The 17782-nt window shown below is 42.3% G+C and carries 28 protein-coding genes; 26 read left to right on the forward strand and 2 right to left on the reverse strand.

Annotation, left to right across the window (positions count from 1 at the left end):
- Positions 1–6 precede the first annotated feature (6 nt).
- From ADJ67_01350 to ADJ67_01460, 23 genes are all read left to right on the forward strand, one after another.
- Positions 7–438, forward strand: a complete 432-nt coding sequence (locus tag ADJ67_01350) for a 50S ribosomal protein L16 (protein AKT46480.1) — start codon at positions 7–9, stop codon at positions 436–438.
- The gene (locus ADJ67_01355) at positions 438–641 is read left to right on the forward strand and encodes a 50S ribosomal protein L29 (protein ID AKT46481.1); all 204 of its coding nucleotides are present in this window, start codon (positions 438–440) and stop codon (positions 639–641) included. The genes ADJ67_01350 and ADJ67_01355 overlap by 1 nt, the downstream gene beginning before the upstream one ends.
- A gap of 18 nt (positions 642–659) precedes the next feature.
- A complete protein-coding gene (locus ADJ67_01360; GenBank protein AKT46482.1) occupies positions 660–920 on the forward strand; it encodes a 30S ribosomal protein S17 in 261 nt (86 codons plus the stop codon).
- A gap of 14 nt (positions 921–934) precedes the next feature.
- A complete protein-coding gene (locus ADJ67_01365) occupies positions 935–1309 on the forward strand; it encodes a 50S ribosomal protein L14 (GenBank protein ID AKT46483.1) in 375 nt (124 codons plus the stop codon).
- Positions 1310–1321: 12 nt separating this feature from the next.
- Entirely contained in the window at positions 1322–1627 is a 306-nt protein-coding gene (locus ADJ67_01370; protein ID AKT46484.1) for a 50S ribosomal protein L24, read from the forward strand.
- 17 nt (positions 1628–1644) lie between these two features.
- Positions 1645–2187 carry a 50S ribosomal protein L5 gene (locus tag ADJ67_01375; protein ID AKT46485.1) on the forward strand — a complete coding sequence of 181 codons (543 nt, stop codon included), beginning with the start codon at positions 1645–1647 and terminating at the stop codon, positions 2185–2187.
- A gap of 9 nt (positions 2188–2196) precedes the next feature.
- Positions 2197–2382 (forward strand): 30S ribosomal protein S14, encoded by a 186-nt coding sequence (gene rpsN, locus ADJ67_01380; protein AKT46486.1) that lies wholly within the window; start codon positions 2197–2199, stop codon positions 2380–2382.
- A 66-nt stretch (positions 2383–2448) separates the two neighbouring features.
- Positions 2449–2847 (forward strand): 30S ribosomal protein S8, encoded by a 399-nt coding sequence (locus tag ADJ67_01385; GenBank protein ID AKT46487.1) that lies wholly within the window; start codon positions 2449–2451, stop codon positions 2845–2847.
- 12 nt (positions 2848–2859) lie between these two features.
- Positions 2860–3402 (forward strand): 50S ribosomal protein L6, encoded by a 543-nt coding sequence (locus ADJ67_01390; protein ID AKT46488.1) that lies wholly within the window; start codon positions 2860–2862, stop codon positions 3400–3402.
- 17 nt (positions 3403–3419) lie between these two features.
- Positions 3420–3785 carry a 50S ribosomal protein L18 gene (locus tag ADJ67_01395; GenBank protein ID AKT46489.1) on the forward strand — a complete coding sequence of 122 codons (366 nt, stop codon included), beginning with the start codon at positions 3420–3422 and terminating at the stop codon, positions 3783–3785.
- A 16-nt stretch (positions 3786–3801) separates the two neighbouring features.
- The gene (locus ADJ67_01400; GenBank protein ID AKT46490.1) at positions 3802–4305 is read left to right on the forward strand and encodes a 30S ribosomal protein S5; all 504 of its coding nucleotides are present in this window, start codon (positions 3802–3804) and stop codon (positions 4303–4305) included.
- Between the two features lie 11 nt (positions 4306–4316).
- Positions 4317–4499: a 50S ribosomal protein L30 gene (locus ADJ67_01405; GenBank protein AKT46491.1), complete on the forward strand. Its 183-nt coding sequence runs from the start codon at positions 4317–4319 to the stop codon at positions 4497–4499.
- 18 nt (positions 4500–4517) lie between these two features.
- The gene (locus ADJ67_01410) at positions 4518–4958 is read left to right on the forward strand and encodes a 50S ribosomal protein L15 (protein AKT46492.1); all 441 of its coding nucleotides are present in this window, start codon (positions 4518–4520) and stop codon (positions 4956–4958) included.
- A 7-nt stretch (positions 4959–4965) separates the two neighbouring features.
- The gene (locus tag ADJ67_01415) at positions 4966–6243 is read left to right on the forward strand and encodes a preprotein translocase subunit SecY (GenBank protein AKT47618.1); all 1278 of its coding nucleotides are present in this window, start codon (positions 4966–4968) and stop codon (positions 6241–6243) included.
- Between the two features lie 17 nt (positions 6244–6260).
- Positions 6261–6905, forward strand: coding sequence for an adenylate kinase (locus ADJ67_01420; GenBank protein ID AKT47619.1), 645 nt, complete (start codon positions 6261–6263; stop codon positions 6903–6905).
- A gap of 2 nt (positions 6906–6907) precedes the next feature.
- The gene (locus ADJ67_01425; GenBank protein ID AKT46493.1) at positions 6908–7669 is read left to right on the forward strand and encodes a methionine aminopeptidase; all 762 of its coding nucleotides are present in this window, start codon (positions 6908–6910) and stop codon (positions 7667–7669) included.
- A gap of 5 nt (positions 7670–7674) precedes the next feature.
- A complete protein-coding gene (locus ADJ67_01430) occupies positions 7675–7893 on the forward strand; it encodes a translation initiation factor IF-1 (GenBank protein ID AKT46494.1) in 219 nt (72 codons plus the stop codon).
- Positions 7894–7943: 50 nt separating this feature from the next.
- Complete coding sequence (gene rpmJ / locus ADJ67_01435) at positions 7944–8057, forward strand: 50S ribosomal protein L36 (protein AKT46495.1); 114 nt, start codon at positions 7944–7946, stop codon at positions 8055–8057.
- A 120-nt stretch (positions 8058–8177) separates the two neighbouring features.
- Positions 8178–8546 (forward strand): 30S ribosomal protein S13, encoded by a 369-nt coding sequence (locus tag ADJ67_01440; protein ID AKT46496.1) that lies wholly within the window; start codon positions 8178–8180, stop codon positions 8544–8546.
- 17 nt (positions 8547–8563) lie between these two features.
- Complete coding sequence (locus tag ADJ67_01445; protein AKT46497.1) at positions 8564–8962, forward strand: 30S ribosomal protein S11; 399 nt, start codon at positions 8564–8566, stop codon at positions 8960–8962.
- Positions 8963–8983: 21 nt separating this feature from the next.
- Positions 8984–9571 carry a 30S ribosomal protein S4 gene (locus tag ADJ67_01450; protein AKT46498.1) on the forward strand — a complete coding sequence of 196 codons (588 nt, stop codon included), beginning with the start codon at positions 8984–8986 and terminating at the stop codon, positions 9569–9571.
- Positions 9572–9624: 53 nt separating this feature from the next.
- On the forward strand, positions 9625–10569 hold the full coding sequence (locus tag ADJ67_01455) for a DNA-directed RNA polymerase subunit alpha (protein ID AKT46499.1): 945 nt from the start codon (positions 9625–9627) through the stop codon (positions 10567–10569).
- Between the two features lie 24 nt (positions 10570–10593).
- Positions 10594–10935: a 50S ribosomal protein L17 gene (locus ADJ67_01460; protein AKT46500.1), complete on the forward strand. Its 342-nt coding sequence runs from the start codon at positions 10594–10596 to the stop codon at positions 10933–10935.
- A 60-nt stretch (positions 10936–10995) separates the two neighbouring features.
- On the opposite strand, the gene ADJ67_01465 is transcribed toward ADJ67_01460, so the two are convergent.
- On the reverse strand, positions 10996–11361 hold the full coding sequence (locus ADJ67_01465; GenBank protein AKT46501.1) for a hypothetical protein: 366 nt from the start codon (positions 11359–11361) through the stop codon (positions 10996–10998).
- 191 nt (positions 11362–11552) lie between these two features.
- Positions 11553–12116 (reverse strand): alkyl hydroperoxide reductase, encoded by a 564-nt coding sequence (locus ADJ67_01470; GenBank protein ID AKT46502.1) that lies wholly within the window; start codon positions 12114–12116, stop codon positions 11553–11555.
- A gap of 622 nt (positions 12117–12738) precedes the next feature.
- On the opposite strand from ADJ67_01470, the gene ADJ67_01475 reads away from it, so the two are divergent.
- From ADJ67_01475 to ADJ67_01485, 3 genes are read left to right on the forward strand one after another with little or no spacing between them, the layout of a single operon-like run.
- Entirely contained in the window at positions 12739–13542 is an 804-nt protein-coding gene (locus ADJ67_01475; GenBank protein ID AKT46503.1) for a hypothetical protein, read from the forward strand.
- Positions 13543–13557: 15 nt separating this feature from the next.
- A complete protein-coding gene (locus ADJ67_01480) occupies positions 13558–15783 on the forward strand; it encodes an ATP-binding protein (GenBank protein AKT46504.1) in 2226 nt (741 codons plus the stop codon).
- Positions 15784–15805: 22 nt separating this feature from the next.
- A complete protein-coding gene (locus ADJ67_01485) occupies positions 15806–17782 on the forward strand; it encodes a DNA ligase (protein AKT46505.1) in 1977 nt (658 codons plus the stop codon).

Consider the following 17782-nt stretch of genomic DNA (forward strand, 5'->3'; position numbering starts at 1 on the left):
TAAGCCATGTTAATGCCAAAACGCGTTAAGCATAGAAGAGTTCACAGAGGTAGAATGAAGGGCGTTGCTACCAAGGGTAATAAGATTGCCTACGGTGAGTACGGTCTTGTTGCAACAGAATGTGGCTGGATCACTTCTAACCAGATAGAGGCTGCTCGTATCGCTATGACAAGATCTATCAAAAGAGGTGGTAAGGTTTACATTAATATATTCCCACATAAGTCAGTAACAAAGAAACCAGCAGAAGTTCGAATGGGTTCCGGTAAAGGTGCTCCTGAATACTGGGTTGCAGTTGTTAAGCCAGGCAGAGTAATGTTTGAAATTGCCGAGGTTACAGAGGCTCAGGCTAGAGAAGCTATGAGACTTGCAATGCACAAGCTGCCGGTTAAGTCAAAATTTGTTGCTAAAGAGAGTTTAGCAAAGGGTGGTGAAGCATAATGGAACTAAATAAAATCAGAGAGATGACAGATGTTGAACTCAGAGCTGAGCTCGACAAAATGAAACAAGAACTTTTCAATCTTAGGTTCCAGCATGTCACCGGACAGCTAGAAAATCCTCTAAGAATGAGAGAAGTTAAGAGAAACATCGCAAGAGTTAAAACCATAATCAGGGAAAAAGAGCTTGATAAAGCTCAGGCATAGGAAAGGAGGATCTGAAAAATGGCAGCAGAAAGAAACAGAAGAAAAACCAAAGTTGGCGTTGTAGTCAGCGATAAGATGGATAAAACTGTCGTAGTTGCGATAGAAGACCTCGTAAAGCACTCCCTTTATGGCAAGTCTGTAAAGAGAACTAAGAAGGTCAAGGTTCATGATGAGAATAATGAATCTGGCATCGGCGATAGAATAAGAATTATGGAGACAAGACCTCTTTCAAGAGATAAGAGATGGAGACTTGTCAACATTGTTGAAAAAGCTAAGTAAGGAGGCACCAAGTAATGATTCAGACAGAAACAAGATTAAAAGTGGCTGATAATTCAGGTGCAAAGGAGTTACTGTGCATCAGAATCCTAGGCGGAACAAGTCGTCGTTATGCAAATATCGGAGACGTAATCGTTTGCGCTGTTAAGGATGCCACACCAGGCGGCGTTGTCAAGAAAGGTGACGTTGTTAAGGCAGTAGTAGTTAGAACCAAAAAGGGTGCGAGAAGAGCAGACGGCAGCTATGTAAAGTTTGACCAGAATGCAGCTGTAATCATCAAAGATAAGCTTGATAAGACTCCAGTTGGAACGCGTATTTTCGGACCTGTAGCTAGAGAGCTTCGTGAAAACGGATTCATGAAGATCGTATCTCTAGCACCAGAAGTACTATAGGAGGTGACTGGAATGCGCATCAAGAAAGATGATACAGTTATTGTCATCGCTGGTAAAGACAAGGGCGCGACAGGCAAGGTAAGCAAGGTGTTTCCTAAGCAGAACCGCGTAGTTGTTGAAGGCGTTAATGTACAGACAAAGCATCAGAAGCAGACACGTACAGCACCTGCAGAGATTAGACACGTTGAAGGTCCAATCGATGCATCAAATGTAATGTACTATGATACAAAAGCCAAGAAGGCTGTAAAGATCGGTTATAAGGTTGACGGAGACAAGAAGGTCAGAGTCGACAGAAAAACTGGTAAAGAAATCGACTAAGAAAGGAGGAGAGCATAATGACAGCAAGACTAAGAGAAACATATAAGAGTGATGTATTCACAGCACTTAAAGATAAGTTCAACTATGCAAATGTCAACGAAGTACCAAAGCTTGTAAAGATTACAATCAACATGGGACTTGGTGAAGCAAAAGAAAATTCAAAGATTATGGAATCTGCAATCCAGGAGCTAGCCCTAATCAGTGGACAGAGACCTGTTGTTACAAAGGCTAAGAAGTCAATCGCGAACTTCAAGGTTAGACAGGGAATGCCAGTTGGAGCAAAGGTTACACTTAGAGGCGACAACATGTACGTGTTCGCTGATAAGTTCTTCAACATCTCTCTTCCAAGAGTAAGAGACTTTAAGGGTGTAAGCAAGAACTCATTTGATGGACGTGGAAACTACTCCATGGGTATCAAAGAGCAGCTTATATTCCCAGAAATCAACTATGATGATGTTGAAACTGTAAAGGGAATGAACATCGTATTCACAACAACGGCTAAGACAGATGAGGAAGCTGCAGCGCTTCTTGAACTTCTCGGAATGCCGTTTGAGAAGTAGGAGGTTATTATGGCTAAGACAGCTCTTAAAGTCAAACAGCAGAGAAAGCCTAAATATTCAACACGTGCTTACACAAGATGCAACATCTGTGGAAGACCACACTCAGTGTTGAAGAAATATGGAATATGCCGTATTTGTTTCAGAGAGCTTGCATACAAGGGAGAAATTCCTGGCGTAAAGAAAGCAAGCTGGTAAACTGAGGCAAGAACTAATGCACAAGTCCCAAGAGGGAAACTGTGCAAGAGGAAGGAGAATATTGTAATGACAATGACAGATCCAATCGCGGATATGCTGACAAGAATCAGAAATGCCAATACAGTAGGTCATGCGACTGTTGAAATTCCAGCATCAAACATGAAGAAATCAATTGCTGAAATTCTACTAAACGAAGGATTCATTGGCGGATTCGAAGTCATAGAAGACAACAAGCAGGGCGTAATCAAGGTACAGATGAAGTACGGCGCCGGCAAAGAAAAAGTTATCAACGGAATCAAGAAGATTTCAAAGCCAGGCCTTAAGGTTTATGCTAAGGCTAACGAGGTTCCAAGCGTTCTTGGCGGACTCGGTATCGCTATCATCTCAACATCAAAGGGAATCATCAGCGATAAGGAAGCTAGAAAGCTAGGCGTTGGCGGCGAAGTTATTTGCTATGTTTGGTAGGAGGTAAACAGTATGTCAAGAATAGGAAAGAATCCTGTTGCACTCCCAGCCGGTGTAGAAGTTAAGGTTGATGACAATCATGTTATCACTGTAAAGGGACCGCTAGGTCAGCTACAGGAACAGCTAAGCGCAGATATTAATATCGAAGTGAAGGACAACGAGGTTGTCTTCACAAGAAATAGTGACCACAGAAGTCACAGAGAACAGCACGGTCTTGCAAGAGCACTTGTAAACAACATGGTTGAAGGTGTTACAAAGGGCTTCCAGAAGAAGCTTATCTTCAAGGGCGTAGGATACAAGGTTGAGAAGAAGGGTAAGGATTTGGTAATGAATCTTGGCTACTCTCATCCAGTAGTAATGACAGATCCTGATGGCATCGAAACCATTGCAGAGGACGTTACTACAGTAGTAGTTAAAGGTATAGACAAGGGTCTTGTAGGAAACTATTCGGCGAAGATCAGAGCGTGGAGAGAACCTGAACCATATAAGGGTAAGGGAATCAGATACGATGATGAAGTTATCCGTCGTAAAGAAGGCAAGACAGGTTCTAAGTAAGAAAGGAGTGAAGTAGAATGGCACAGATGAGCAGAAATGACAGACGTGTTAAAAGACACGCACGCGTCAGAAAAAATTTAACCGGAACTCCTGAAAGACCAAGACTTTGCGTTTTTAGATCAAACAAGAATATCTCTTGCCAGATTATTGATGATGTTAACAAGGTAACACTTGTATCAGCATCTTCACTTGACAAGGATATTGCTTCTGAAATCGGATATGGTGGCAACAAAGAGGCTGCTAAAAAAGTTGGTGAAGCAGTAGCTAAGAAGGCTGTAGCTAAGGGTATAGAAGTTGTTTCTTTTGACAGAAGCGGATTCCTATATCACGGCAGAGTCAAAGAACTAGCTGAGGGTGCCCGCGAAGGCGGACTGAAATTCTAACGGAGGAGGAAAAATAATGCGTAACACTATTGATGCATCAAAGCTCGAGTTAACAGAAAGCATCGTTAATATCAGACGTGTTGCTAAGACTGTTAAGGGCGGCAGAAATATGAGATTCAGCGTTACCGTTGTTGTAGGCGACAAAGCAGGTCATGTCGGCGTAGGACTCGGAAAAGCGCAGGAAATTCCTGAAGCCGTAAGAAAAGCTACAGAAGATGCTAAGAAGAAACTAATATATGTTCCAATCGTAGGAACAACGATACCACACAGAAACCTAGGTATCTTTGGAGCAGGCAGAGTACTAATCATGCCAGCTGCACAGGGTACTGGAGTTATCGCTGGTTCATCAGTAAGAACAGTACTAGAGTCAGCTGGTATTCAGGACGTAAGAGCTAAGTCACTTGGCTCAAGTAACACAGGAAACATGGCTCTTGCAACACTCGAAGGTCTTAAGGGAATGCTTACAGTTGAGAAGGTTGCAAAGCTAAGAGGCAAGACGCCTGAAGAAATATTGGGTTAGGAGGCAGCGAAATGGCAAAAATGTTGAAAATTACTTTAACAAAGAGTACTATTGGCGCTATTCCTAAGCACAAGAAGGTTGTAAAGGCCTTAGGACTTAGAAAATTGCATCATTCAGTCGAATTGGCAGATACACCTCAGACTCGTGGTGCTATCGCAAAAGTAACTCATCTTGTTACTGTCGAAGAACTGTAGGATAGGAGGTGCAAGCTAATGAAACTGCATGAACTAAAAGCTCCTGCTGGCTCAACACACAGCCGCAAGAGAAAGGGCAGAGGTACTGCTACTGGACAGGGTAAGACTGCTGGTAGAGGTATGAACGGTCAGAATTCAAGAAGTGGTGGCGGAGTTAGACTCGGATTCGAGGGTGGACAGATGCCACTATATAGAAGATTGCCAAAGAGAGGCTTCAACAATAAGTGGGCGAAGGAATACGCTACAGTTAATGTTGGTGACCTCAACAGATTTGAGGCAAACACTGAGGTTACTCCAGAGCTTCTAAGAGAAGTTGGACTTGTTAAGCAGGTTATTGACGGAGTTAAGATTCTTGGTGATGGTGAGCTCGATAGAGCACTCACAGTAAAGGCAGTTAAGTTCACAAAGACTGCTGCTGAAAAAATCAACGCTGCTGGAGGAAAGGCAGAGGTGATCTGATATGGATATGCTAAAGACCGTAAAGCAGGCAATTAAAGTTCCGGAAATGAGAGCTAAGATTATCTTTACTGTCATGATGTTAGTCATCTTTTGTGTTGGCTCACACATACCAGTTCCAGGAATCGATAGAACTCAGCTAGCGAGCATGTTCAAGAATCAGGGCGGACTATTCGACCTGTTCGACTTGTTCTCCGGAGGATCTTTCAGTAACTTTACTATCTTCGCATTAAGTATCACACCATATGTAACAGCCTCCATCATAGTACAGCTACTAACAGTAGCATTTCCGTACTTTGAAAGGCTAGCAAAAGAGGGCAACGAGGGACGCAAGAAGATGGCGACAATAACTCGCTACATGACTGTGGGCCTCGCTCTCATCCAAGCGTTCGGATTGACCATCGGTCTATTCAGACGTGCGGTAGTTGACCAGACATGGTTCAGCTTAGTAGTAATAATATTAGTGCTAACAGCAGGAACAGCCTTCCTGATGTGGCTTGGAGAGCAGATTAACGAAAACGGTATTGGAAACGGAATCTCAATTCTGATCTTTGCTGGAATCGTTGCGAGAATCCCTTCAGATGTTCGCAGTATCGCTCTTCAGTATAAGGAAGGCGCTATAAACATCATCACACTAATCCTATTCATCGCATTTGCACTGCTTGTAGTTGTAGGAGTAATCTTTATCCAGCAGGGTACAAGAAGAATCCCAGTACAGTATGCAAAGCGTGTAGTAGGTAGAAAGATGTACGGCGGTCAGTCAACACATATTCCGCTAAAGGTAAACCAGGCAGGTGTTATTCCTGTAATTTTCGCAGTATCACTGCTGCAATTTCCACTTACAATTACCTACTTCCTAAAGTCGGATTCAGGCTTCACTGCATTCGTAACGAAGTGGCTATCACCAAGTGGAAGTCCTGGTGTATGGGTGTACGCTATATTCAATATCATTTTGATCATAGCATTTAACTATTTCTATACAACAATAAGCTTTAACCCAATCGAAGTTGCACAGAACATGAAATCAAACGGTGGTTTCATTCCGGGCATTAGACCTGGTAAGGCTACAATTGAGTATCTTGCGAAAGTGATGGGTAGAATTTCTATAGTAGGAGCACTGTTCCTTGCTATAATAGCTACATTGCCAACGCTGATCAGCCAGTATACCGGTCTAAACATTCGTTTTGGCGGAACCTCGCTACTAATCGTAGTCGGAGTTGCAATAGATGTAATGAGACAGTTAGAAAATCAGATGGTAATGAGGAATTACAAAGGATTCCTTAAATAGAAGGAGTTAGAAAATTGCTGAGAACAATTCTATTAGGGCCTCCAGGCGCAGGAAAGGGAACTCAGGCAGTACGCATTGTTGAAAAGTATGGAATTCCACACATTTCAACGGGTGACATCTTCCGCGACAATATTAAGAGGCAAACTGAGCTCGGTAAGAAAGCTCAAGAATACATGAATAAAGGCGAACTTGTTCCAGACGATTTAGTAATTGAAATCGCCACGGACAGATTGCTGAGAGACGACTGCAAGAAGGGCTTCCTTCTTGACGGTTTTCCTCGCACGGTTTATCAGGCAGAAAAGCTTGATGAATTCATGCAGGCACACGGTGGAAAGATTGATCACGTTATCAATCTAGAGGTAGACGATGATTTGCTCATCTTCAGACTCACAGGAAGACGTGTTTGCAAGCAGTGCGGAGCAAGCTTCCACGTAGTCAACATCCCGCCAAAGGTAGAAGGAATCTGCGATAGATGCGGAGGAGAGCTAGTGCAGAGAGCTGACGATACGGAGGAGACGGTAAAGAACAGAATTACCGTTTACAAAGAACAGACTATGCCGCTTATTGATTATTACACAAAGGCTAACAACATTACTACGCTAGATGGCTCAACACCTCTTGATCAGTGTTTTGCTGAAATTGTAGAAGTTCTAGGTGAATAGTCATGATAGTAATCAAATCCAAAGAAGAAATTGAATTGTTGCGTGTTCCTTGCAAGGTTACAGGCGAGCTACTAAACAAGCTTGCTGGGTTCATAAAGCCGGGAATAAGCACATGGGAAATCGATAACTTCTGTGCCGAATTTATAAAGCAGCACGGAATGACACCGACCTTCAAGGGTTACGGTGGATTCCCGGGAAATGTGTGCGTATCGCTCAACGAAGAGATTGTGCACGGAATTCCGGATCGCGAGAGAATTCTTCAAGAGGGTGACATAGTCAGCATCGATGTTGGCGCGACATACAAAGGATATACAAGCGATGCCGCAAGAACATATCCTGTAGGCAAAATCAGCGAGGAAGCACAGCGTCTTATAGATGCGACAAGAGATAGCTTCTTTGCGGGAATAGAGTTTGCCAAGGTAGGAAACCGACTTTCAGACATTTCGCATGCAGTGCAGGCGAAGGCCGAGAGGGAAGGGTTTTCAGTAATCCGAGACTTTGTTGGACACGGAGTCGGAAGAGAATTGCATGAGGATCCACAGATACCTAACTACGGAAAGGCTGGACGTGGTCCAAGACTTGTAGAAGGTATGGTCCTAGCAATTGAACCGATGGTAGCGGTCGGAACATACGAAACAGAAACACTGTTGAATAATTGGACGGCAGTAACTGCTGACGGAAAGCTTTCAGCTCATTACGAAAACACGGTAGCAATTACTGAGAATGGGCCGGAAGTGCTAACTTTAGTCGAAGAAGAGGTGTAGAGGATATGGCGAAAAAAGACACCATAGAAGCAATGGGCACTGTTGTAGATGCACAGCCTAATGCAATGTTCAAGATAAAGCTTGAGAACGGATTTGAGGTTCTTGCGCATATATCGGGTAAGATCCGCATGAACTACATTAGGATTCTCCCGGGGGACAAGGTAAAGGTTGAGCTATCACCTTATGACCTAACTCGCGGACGTATTGTATGGCGTGATAAATAGGCCCAGCCTTTGACATACAGAGAGAATCAAAGGTAGATGAGGAGGAAAAAATGAAAGTAAGAGCATCAGTAAAGCCAATCTGCGAAAAATGCAAAGTCATTAAGAGAAATGGCAAAGTGATGGTTATTTGCGAAAATCCAAAGCATAAGCAGAAGCAAGGCTAAATAAAAGTTAATAATTGGGTAGCGAGACCGGGCCGCTATCTGTAAAAATTTATTTATTGTACATCGCCTGTCTATATCACCCCCGGCAAGGTGACGGAAGATAGGAGAAGGAGGAAACGTATGGCTCGTATAGCCGGTGTAGACTTACCAAGAGAAAAAAGGGTAGAAATCGGTCTAACCTATATCTATGGTATCGGAAAGCATACAGCTAAAGACATTCTTGCAAAGGCTGAAATCAATCCAGATACTAGAGTCAAAGATCTGACCGAAGATGAAGCTGGTAGAATCAGAAAAATCATCGAAGCAGATTATGCAGTAGAAGGTGACCTAAGAAGAGAGGTGTCTCTAAACATTAAGAGACTCATGGAAATCGGAAGCTACAGAGGAATCAGACACAGAAGAGGACTCCCTGTTAGAGGTCAGAAAACAAAAACTAATGCTAGAACGCGTAAGGGTCCTAAGAGGACTGTAAGCAGAAAGAAAAAGTAAGAAGGAGGTAGGATAAAATGGCTAAAGCTGTAAAGAAAACAGTAAGAAAAAAGAGAAAAGACCGTAAGCACGTTGAAAAAGGCCAGGCTCATATCCAGTCCACCTTTAACAATACTTTGGTGACACTTACAGATATGGACGGAAACGCTCTGTCATGGTCAAGCGCAGGATCACTTGGATTTAAGGGTTCAAGAAAATCAACACCGTTTGCAGCACAGAGTGCAGCTGAGACTGCAACAAAGGCAGCTCTTGAGCACGGACTTAAGACTGTTGAAGTTTACGTTAAGGGACCAGGCGCAGGTAGAGAAGCTGCTATTAGAGCACTCCAGGCTGCTGGTCTTGAGATCACATTGATCAAAGATATTACACCTATTCCTCATAACGGTTGCAGACCGCCAAAGAGAAGAAGAGTATAGCAGAAGGGAGGAGCAAAGAAAATGGCAGTAAATAAAGACCCGATCCTAAAGAGATGTAGATCTCTTCAGTTGGATCCAAGCCACATGGGTATCTACAAAGAATCCAATAGAAAGCCTCAGCAGAGTTTCAAGAAGATGAGTGAATATGGACTTCAGCTTCGTGAAAAGCAGAGAGCAAAGTTTATCTACGGAGTTCAGGAAAGACAGTTCAGAACAGCATTCAAGAAGGCTGCATCAAAGAAGGGTATCACAGGTGAAAACCTTCTTATCATGCTAGAAGAAAGACTTGATAACGTTGTTTTCAGAATGGGACTTGCTACAACACGTAGAGAAGCAAGACAGCTTGTAGTTCACAGCCACTTTACAGTAAACGGTAAGAAGGTAAACATTCCTTCATACATCGTAAAGGCTGGAGACGTAATCAAGGTAAAGGAAAAGAGCCAGAGCTCTCCTAAGTTTAAGGAAATCAAAGAGATGCAGGTTGGTGTTCCAGCTTGGCTTTCAGTAGATAGAGACAAGCTAGAGGGTAAAGTTCTAGCTGATCCAACTAGAGATCAGATTGACACACCTATCGAAGAGCGTTTAATCGTCGAGTTGTACTCCAAATAATAGAAACTATATTACAGTCGCTATTATTGATTGGATGAAAAGGAGGGTTTTCAATGATAGAAATCGAAAAACCGACAATATCAAAGACAGTCAGCGAGGATGGTACATACGGCAAATTCGTTGTTGAACCTCTAGAAAGAGGATACGGAATAACACTTGGAAACAGCATGAGAAGAATTCTTCTCAGCTCACTTCCAGGCGCAGCTGTAACATCGATTAAAATCGATGGAATTCTACACGAGTTTTCGACGATTCCAGGCGTCAAAGAAGATGTTACTGAAATCATACTCAACCTCAAGAAGCTGGCATTAAGGCTAAGCGGTGATGACAGCAAGCGTGTGATTATAAATGCAGTTGGACCTAAGGAGGTTACAGCAGCAGACATAATCGGAGATTCAGAGCTAGAGATATTTAACCCTGAATTGCACATTGCTACACTCGAAGAAAATGCTACTTTGGTTATGGAAATAAACCTTGCTAGAGGCAGAGGTTATGTTCCAGCAGAGCAGAATAAGGATGAGAGCACACCGATTTCAGTGATTCCGGTTGACTCAATTTTTACTCCGGTAAGAAGAGTAAACTACACAGTAGAGAATACAAGAGTAGGGCAGGTTACAGACTTTGATAGACTTATCCTAGAGATTTGGACAGATGGTTCAATCTCACCAGAGGAAGGTGTATCAATAGGTGCAAAGATTATGCAGGAGCACCTCAATTTGTTCGTAAAGCTTGATGATGCTGCAGATGATCTTGAAATCATGGTAGAGAAGGAAGAAGATCAGAAGGAAAAAGCTTTGGAGATGACTATCGAAGAGCTTGAGCTTTCAGTTCGTTCGTTCAACTGCCTAAAGAGAGCATCGATCAATACTGTTGAAGAGTTGACAGCTCGTACCGAAGAAGAGATGATGAAAGTCAGAAATCTCGGTAAGAAGTCACTCGACGAAGTTAAAGCAAAATTAGCTGAGCTTGGACTTTCACTTAGACCAAGCGAAGAATAGAAAGAATTATAAGGAGAGAAGGATATGCCAGGATATAGAAAACTAGGCAGGCCTACAGCTCACAGAAAAGCAATGCTGAGAAACCTTGTAACTGATCTACTCAGAGAAGGCAGAATTCAGACAACTGATTGTAGAGCTAAGGAAGCCAGAAAAACTGCTGAAAAGCTTATCACTTTGGCAAAGACTGACAATCTTCATAACAGAAGACAGGCTTTGGCATATATATTTGACGAAACAGTAGTCAATAATCTTTTCGAAGAGATCGCACCTAAGTACGCTGAGCGTAACGGTGGATACACAAGAATCCTAAAGCTAGGACCTCGCCGTGGCGATGGTGCTGAAGTAGTTTTCTTGGAGCTCGTATAAGATAATAAATAGAGCAGGAACTTGTGTCCCTGCTCTTTTTATATGCTTAATTAAATATAGTTATGCTTTCCTTCTGTAATGCAATACCACAAAGGCAAGCACGAAAATTCCAATTCCTCCAATTACGTCTATCACTATTGTAATTGGCAAAAGTACCCCTGAGACGAGATAATCAAAGCTATCATACAAAGCCTTAGAAGTATCCAAAAAGAGGACACAAACCGCTAATAAAAGCGTTGAGGCCATAGCTAGAAAGGCGTTTGTTATAGCAAGTATTGGCGATGCTGGGTTAAAAGACCTTGCCTTCTTACTAGCGACAATAATGCAGACAAAATTCAATGCGGAGACAATAAGAATTAAAATATAGATCATTAAAATAGTTTTTTGATGATCAGTTGCAAATTGCATTAGGGGTTTTAAATCCATGACCGACTCCTTTCAATTATTGTTACATGTATTTTATCGAGATTGATATATGTAGTAGGCATTTCTAATATAACATATAAATTTTACGAATTCAATCATTAACAGAAAAAAATGAAATAACAGAAAACGAGTAGTCGTATTTGCCCGTATAAAAAAACGAGTGTGAATCCACACTCGTTTAAAAGCATCTTCTAGAGCTTACCTACTAGGTCGATTCCAGGTTTTAGTGTCTTTGCTCCTGGTCTCCATCTAGCTGGGCAAACCTCATCTCCATGTTCAGCAACGAACTGGCAAGCCTGAAGCTTACGTAGAAGCTCTTCGGCATTTCTTCCAACGTTTCCTGCATTAACCTCATAGGAAACAATTTTTCCCTGAGGGTTGATGATGAATGTTCCTCTCTCAGAAATTCCATCTGCTTCGATGAATACATCAAAGTCCTTTGCTAGTGCATGAGTTGGATCGCCAAGCATTGGGTATGTTAGCTCTTTGATTAGCTCAGAGCTATCGTGCCAAGCCTTGTGAACAAAGTGAGTGTCACATGAAACTGCATATACTTCGCAGCCAGCGCTCTTGAATTCCTCATACTTGTCCTGTAGGTCTGAAAGCTCTGTTGGGCAAACAAAAGTAAAATCAGCAGGATAGAAGAAGAAAACACTCCACTTTCCTAGAATATCTTCCTTTTTGTATTCTTTGAATTCATTATTGTAATAACCATTAACCTTAAAATCGGAAACTTCCTTGTTAATTAATGACATCTTTTTTCTCCTTTTTTCATTAGACCTTAGGTCTAGATTTGTACGTTTAACATATACAAATCGTATATACCACAAGTTAGTTAAAGCTAACCATAAAACTTATTTATTAATTTCAACTTTGTTGTAAAAACTTTAAAATACATGGCTTAAGCCCTTATGTTTTATGGATTTGACTGTTGACTTATATATTTGCGGAATATATAATAATATTGTAGTTAAATATGATTTTATGTTCCTGAGGCATTTGTCTTGGGCTAAGAGGGAAACAGGTAAAAGCCTGTGCGGTCCCGCCACTGTAAGCAGTATTTATATAGCATTCATCGTAAGGTGAGCCACTGGAGCGTCCGGGAAGGTAGTTATATATGATAAGCTGCGAGCCAGGAGACCTGCATAGAATCTTCCTAAACGGCGGTGAACCGTGATGGGGAAAAATAACAATCAGCAAATACGGGCTGTGGGGCATGCCACAGCTCTTTTTAGTTGTGGAGCCGGCTTTTCATTCTTTTTCATAATTGGCAAGAAGCAGGCTTCGTCACCCTGCTTTTTTGCTTTTTTGATAAATGTTTTGCGAGCTTAGATACATAAAAGCAAGGGACGTAATAAATTTATAGAAGGATAGACTATGAGAGATTTTAGGGATAGAATTTTTTTTGCGACTTTTTCAGATTGTGCTACTCAGACTGCAAATAAATACGGTTTTAGCTTAGAGATTAATGATCTTTGTATTTCGAGCAATTTAGACCCTGAGAATAGAGAGGAAACTATTAAGCGAATAGAGGATGAAATTGCTGAGGCTGGTGTAAATGGAAGAAAACTCTTTATGCACGGACCTTTTACAGAGCTGACACCGGATGCGATGGATCCAAGGGCAATTGAGCTAATGATGGATAGGTATATGGAAAGCATTGAGATTTGCGAGCATTTTGGTGTAAAGGATATGGTTGTGCACAGTGGATTTATACCTTTGATGTACCATAGAGACTGGCATGTGCCTCGCTCAATTGAGTTTTGGCAGAGGATTTCGGATAAACTTCCTGAAGGGTTTACGCTTTATGTAGAAAATGTCTTTGATGAGGATCCATATATTATGCGAGATGTTATCAAAGGAACGGACAGGAAAAACATCAAATGTTGCCTAGATGTTGGACATGCTAACGCAATAAAATCAAAGTATGATATCTACGAGTGGATAGATGTTCTAAAGGATGTGCTTGGACATTTTCATCTTCACACAAATGACGGAACTGCAGATCAGCACGGAGGGCTTGATAGCAAGGATATGGACATGAAGGGCATACTTTTGCATATTTTGAGCTGTTGCGGAGATGATGTTACATTTACCGTGGAGAGTAGAGAGAGCGAGCCTAGCGCTATATTTTTGGAAAACTTTTTTAATACTATTCCCCATACAGATATGATAAAATAAATGCGGGAGAATAAGATGGATTTAAACAAACTTAATGATAAACAACAAGAGGCGGTCAGATGTATAGATGGGCCGCTTTTGATAATTGCTGGAGCTGGCTCAGGTAAGACAAGCACTATGACTCACAGGATTGCCTATATGATTGAGCAAGGCATAAGTCCGTACAAGATATTAGCAGTAACCTTTACTAATAAGGCGGCTAATGAGATGCGCGAGAGAATAGAGGGACTTTGTGGTGAGATTCATGGCATGTGGGTGATGACTTTCCACGCTATGTGCCTTAGAATGCTGAGAAAGCACGCAGGAGTTATCGGCTATGACAAGAATTTCGTAATCTACGATACTGCTGACCAGAAGACATTGGTGAGGAATATTTGCAAAGAGCTTAACCTAGATAGCAAGGAATTTAAGCCTGCGTATATCGCATCGGTTATAAGCGATAAGAAGGAGCAGGGCGTTACACCACAGGAGTTTGCCGAGAATGCCATAGGTATGAAGAATAAGCTTCTAGCTAGGGCGTATCAGATGTATGAGAAGGCTTTGAGGGATAACAATGCAATGGACTTTGATGATCTTTTGCTCAACACTCTGAGAATGTTCAAGGCGGATGAGAGCGTGCTTCTTGAGTATAGCGACAGATTCGAATACATAATGGTGGATGAGTATCAGGACACGAACCACATCCAGTATCAACTTGTGAAACTGCTTTCGCAGAGACACGGCAATATTTGCGTTGTTGGAGATGACGACCAGTGTATCTACGAATGGCGTGGTGCTGACATAACAAATATCCTAAACTTTGAGAAGGACTTTAAGAATGCTAAGCTAATCAAGCTTGAGCAAAACTATAGATCAAAGGGTAACATCCTCGCTGCGGCTCACTCAGTAATTTCCAATAATACAGGAAGAAAGCAGAAGAAGCTTTGGACGGATAAAGAGGCCGGCGAGAAGATTACCTATTTCAAGGCAGAGGACGAAAAGGATGAGGCTGACTTCATCGCAAGGGAGATAAACATCCTAAAGAATGGAAACCTCAAGTACAGCGATTTTGCGGTTCTTTACAGAACTAATGCGCAGTCTAGATCTCTTGAGGATGTCTTTGCTAGAAGAGGCATACCTTACAGGGTTCTTTCCGGAATGCGATACTATGACCGCAAGGAAGTTAAGGACATGATGTCCTATATGAGGCTTGTGATCAATCCTAAGGATGATCTTGCTTTGACGAGAATCATCAATGAGCCTAAACGTGGAATCGGTGCTAAGACACTTGAGAAACTGTTTACTCTTGCTGAGGTAAGGGGTCAGAGCCTTATGGAGTCTCTTTGGGAAGATGAGGTTTTGGACACTCTTCCTAAGAAGGCATTTGAGGACGTAAAGAGAATGGCAAGGACTATTGAGCTTTGTCGTGAAGAGGCTGACTCACTAAGTGTTGCAGATATCTACGACCAGCTTCTGGTTAATACGGGATATCTTAGTGCTCTAGAGGCTGAGCGCACTGTCGAGGCCGAAAGCAGAATAGAAAACCTTATGGAATTCAAGTCGGTTATAGAAAACTACGAAAACGATAGTGCAGAGCCTAGTCTTGAGGAATTTATGGAAGGACTTAGCCTCATGTCAGAGGTTGACAACCACGATGAGACTCAGGATGCGGTTGTTCTCATGACCATGCATAGTTCTAAGGGGCTTGAGTTTCCAGTTGTTTTCCTTCCGGGAATGGAGGATGGTCTCTTCCCAGGGGCAAGAAGCTTTGATTCGCCAGAGGGAATGGAAGAGGAGAGAAGGCTTTGTTATGTCGGCATGACTAGAGCAAAGGAGAGACTCTTCCTTACAGGTGCGACAAGGAGAATGCTCTACGGAAGAACTGAATATCAGAGAGAGTCTACCTTCCTTAGAGAAATAGATAAGAAACTTCTTATGGGAGATGCAATATTTGAGAAGAAGCGCGATAGCTTCCTTGGCGATGAGTTTACAGGGCCAGGTGTTTCCACAGGTAGTTTTGATGGATACATGAGTTCCAATAAGGCTGGCTACAAGCCTTTCGATTCGCTGAGCTATTCCAAGGCACACACCAAGAAGGTTGCAGCAGGTGGCGATGATCTTAAATCTGGTGACAGGGTTAAGCACAGCAAGTTCGGCGAGGGTATGGTTATAGAAGCGGATGATAAGACAATTTCGATCATCTTTGATGAGGTCGGACTTAAGAAGATGGCAAAGGGTATTGCGGTTTTAAAGAAGCTATAGCTTTGATATAGGAGATTAGGTAATGGCTGATGTAAAGGCTTTGATGCAGGAAAAGATAAAGGTGCTCGATGAGGCTTCGAAGGCATATTATGCGCGTGGAGAGGAAATCATGAGCAATTTTGAGTACGACAAAATCTATGACGAGCTTGTCGAGCTCGAAAAGCAAAGTGGAATAATCCTTGCGGGAAGTCCAACTCAGAAGGTGGGTTATGAAATTCTTTCGGAGCTTCCTAAGGAGGTTCATCCTTCGAGGATGCTTTCGCTAGATAAGACTAAGAGCAGGGAAGAACTCAAGGACTGGCTTGGAGATCATCAAGGAATTCTATCTTGGAAGCTAGATGGTCTAACCATAGTTTTGACATATGAGGACGGAAAGCTGCTTAAGGCTGTTACTCGTGGAAATGGCGATGTAGGCGAGGTAATCACTGCGAATGCGAAGACCTTTGTGAACCTTCCACATCAAATTGCATATAAGGGAGCTCTTGTGCTAAGAGGTGAGGCAGTTATTTCCTATGCCGACTTTGATAAGATCAATAGCGAAATTGAGGATGGCGCTGGCAAGTACAAGAACCCTAGAAATCTTTGCGCTGGCTCAGTAAGACAGTTAAATAGTGAAATTACTGCATCGCGCAGGGTTAGATTCTTTGCATTTACGCTTGTGAGTGCTGAGGATATTAACTTCAAGAAGAGAAGTGAGCAGATTAATTGGCTAAAAGATCAGGGCTTTGATACTGTTAAAGAAAGACTTGTAAACGCTGATAACATAATTGAAACTGTTGATTTATTTGAGTCCGAGGTTCACGAAAACCCAATTCCATCAGATGGACTCGTTTTGGCCTTTGATGACCTTGAGTATAGTGCAAGCCTTGGAACGACGGCAAAGTTCCCTAGGGACTCAATTGCATTTAAGTGGCAGGACCAGACTGAGAAGACTACTTTGAGGGAGATTGAGTGGAACGCCTCAAGAACAGGCCTTATAAATCCGATTGCTGTCTTTGACCCTGTTGAACTAGAGGGTACGACGGTTTCGCGTGCATCAGTTCACAATTTAAGCATAGTTGAGGAGCTTGCTCTTGGAATTGGAGATACGATAGAGGTATACAAGGCAAACATGATTATCCCTCAGATTTCAGCAAATCTAACGCGAAGTGGAAATCTAGAATTACCTAAGACCTGCCAAGCATGCGACACTCCAGTGATAATCAAAAACGAGCAGGGAGTAAAGACGATAAATTGTCCAAACCCTAAGTGCCCAGCAAAGCGAATCAAGAGTCTAACGCTTTTCGTTTCTCGCGATGCAATGAATATTGACGGATTATCTGAAGCAACTATTGAGAAGTTTGCAGATGCTGGATACCTAAAGGAGCTAGCAGATTTCTACCACCTAGAGAATCATAAGGATGAGATTGTTAAGACTGAGGGCTTTGGAGAGAAATCCTTTAATAATATGCAAAAGGCAATTGATGCTTCGAGAAAGGTTAAGCCTGAAAAACTTCTTTATGCGCTTGGAATCCCAGGGATTGGCGTTGCCAATGCAAAGCTTATATCAAAGGCATGCAAGGCCGAGTGGGACAAGATTGAATCGATATCAAAGTCCGAGCTGCTTGAGATAGATGGAATCGGTGATGTTATGGCAGCGGCTTATGTCTCCTTCTTTGATGACGAAGAGAACAAGGCTAAGCTTGCCCGCCTTAAGGCAGAGCTTGATATAGATGAGAGCTTTGAAGAGACTGGCGCTTTGCTCAAAGGCCTAACATTTGTAATTACTGGTTCGCTCAACCACTATGCGAATAGAGATGAGCTTAAGGCTTTGATAGAGTCACTTGGCGGTAAGGTTTCGGGCTCGGTAAGTGCAAAGACTTCATATTTAATCAATAACGATACTGCATCGACTTCAGGAAAGAACAAGAAGGCGAAAGAGCTTGGCATCGCAGTCATAGATGAAGAGAAAATAAAGAATTGTATAGAAAGTGAAGATTTATCTTTGCTAATGGACTAG

It is taken from the genome of Eubacterium sulci ATCC 35585, from assembly GCA_001189495.1.
Taxonomy (GTDB): Bacteria; Bacillota; Clostridia; order Peptostreptococcales; family Anaerovoracaceae; genus Eubacterium_B; species Eubacterium_B sulci.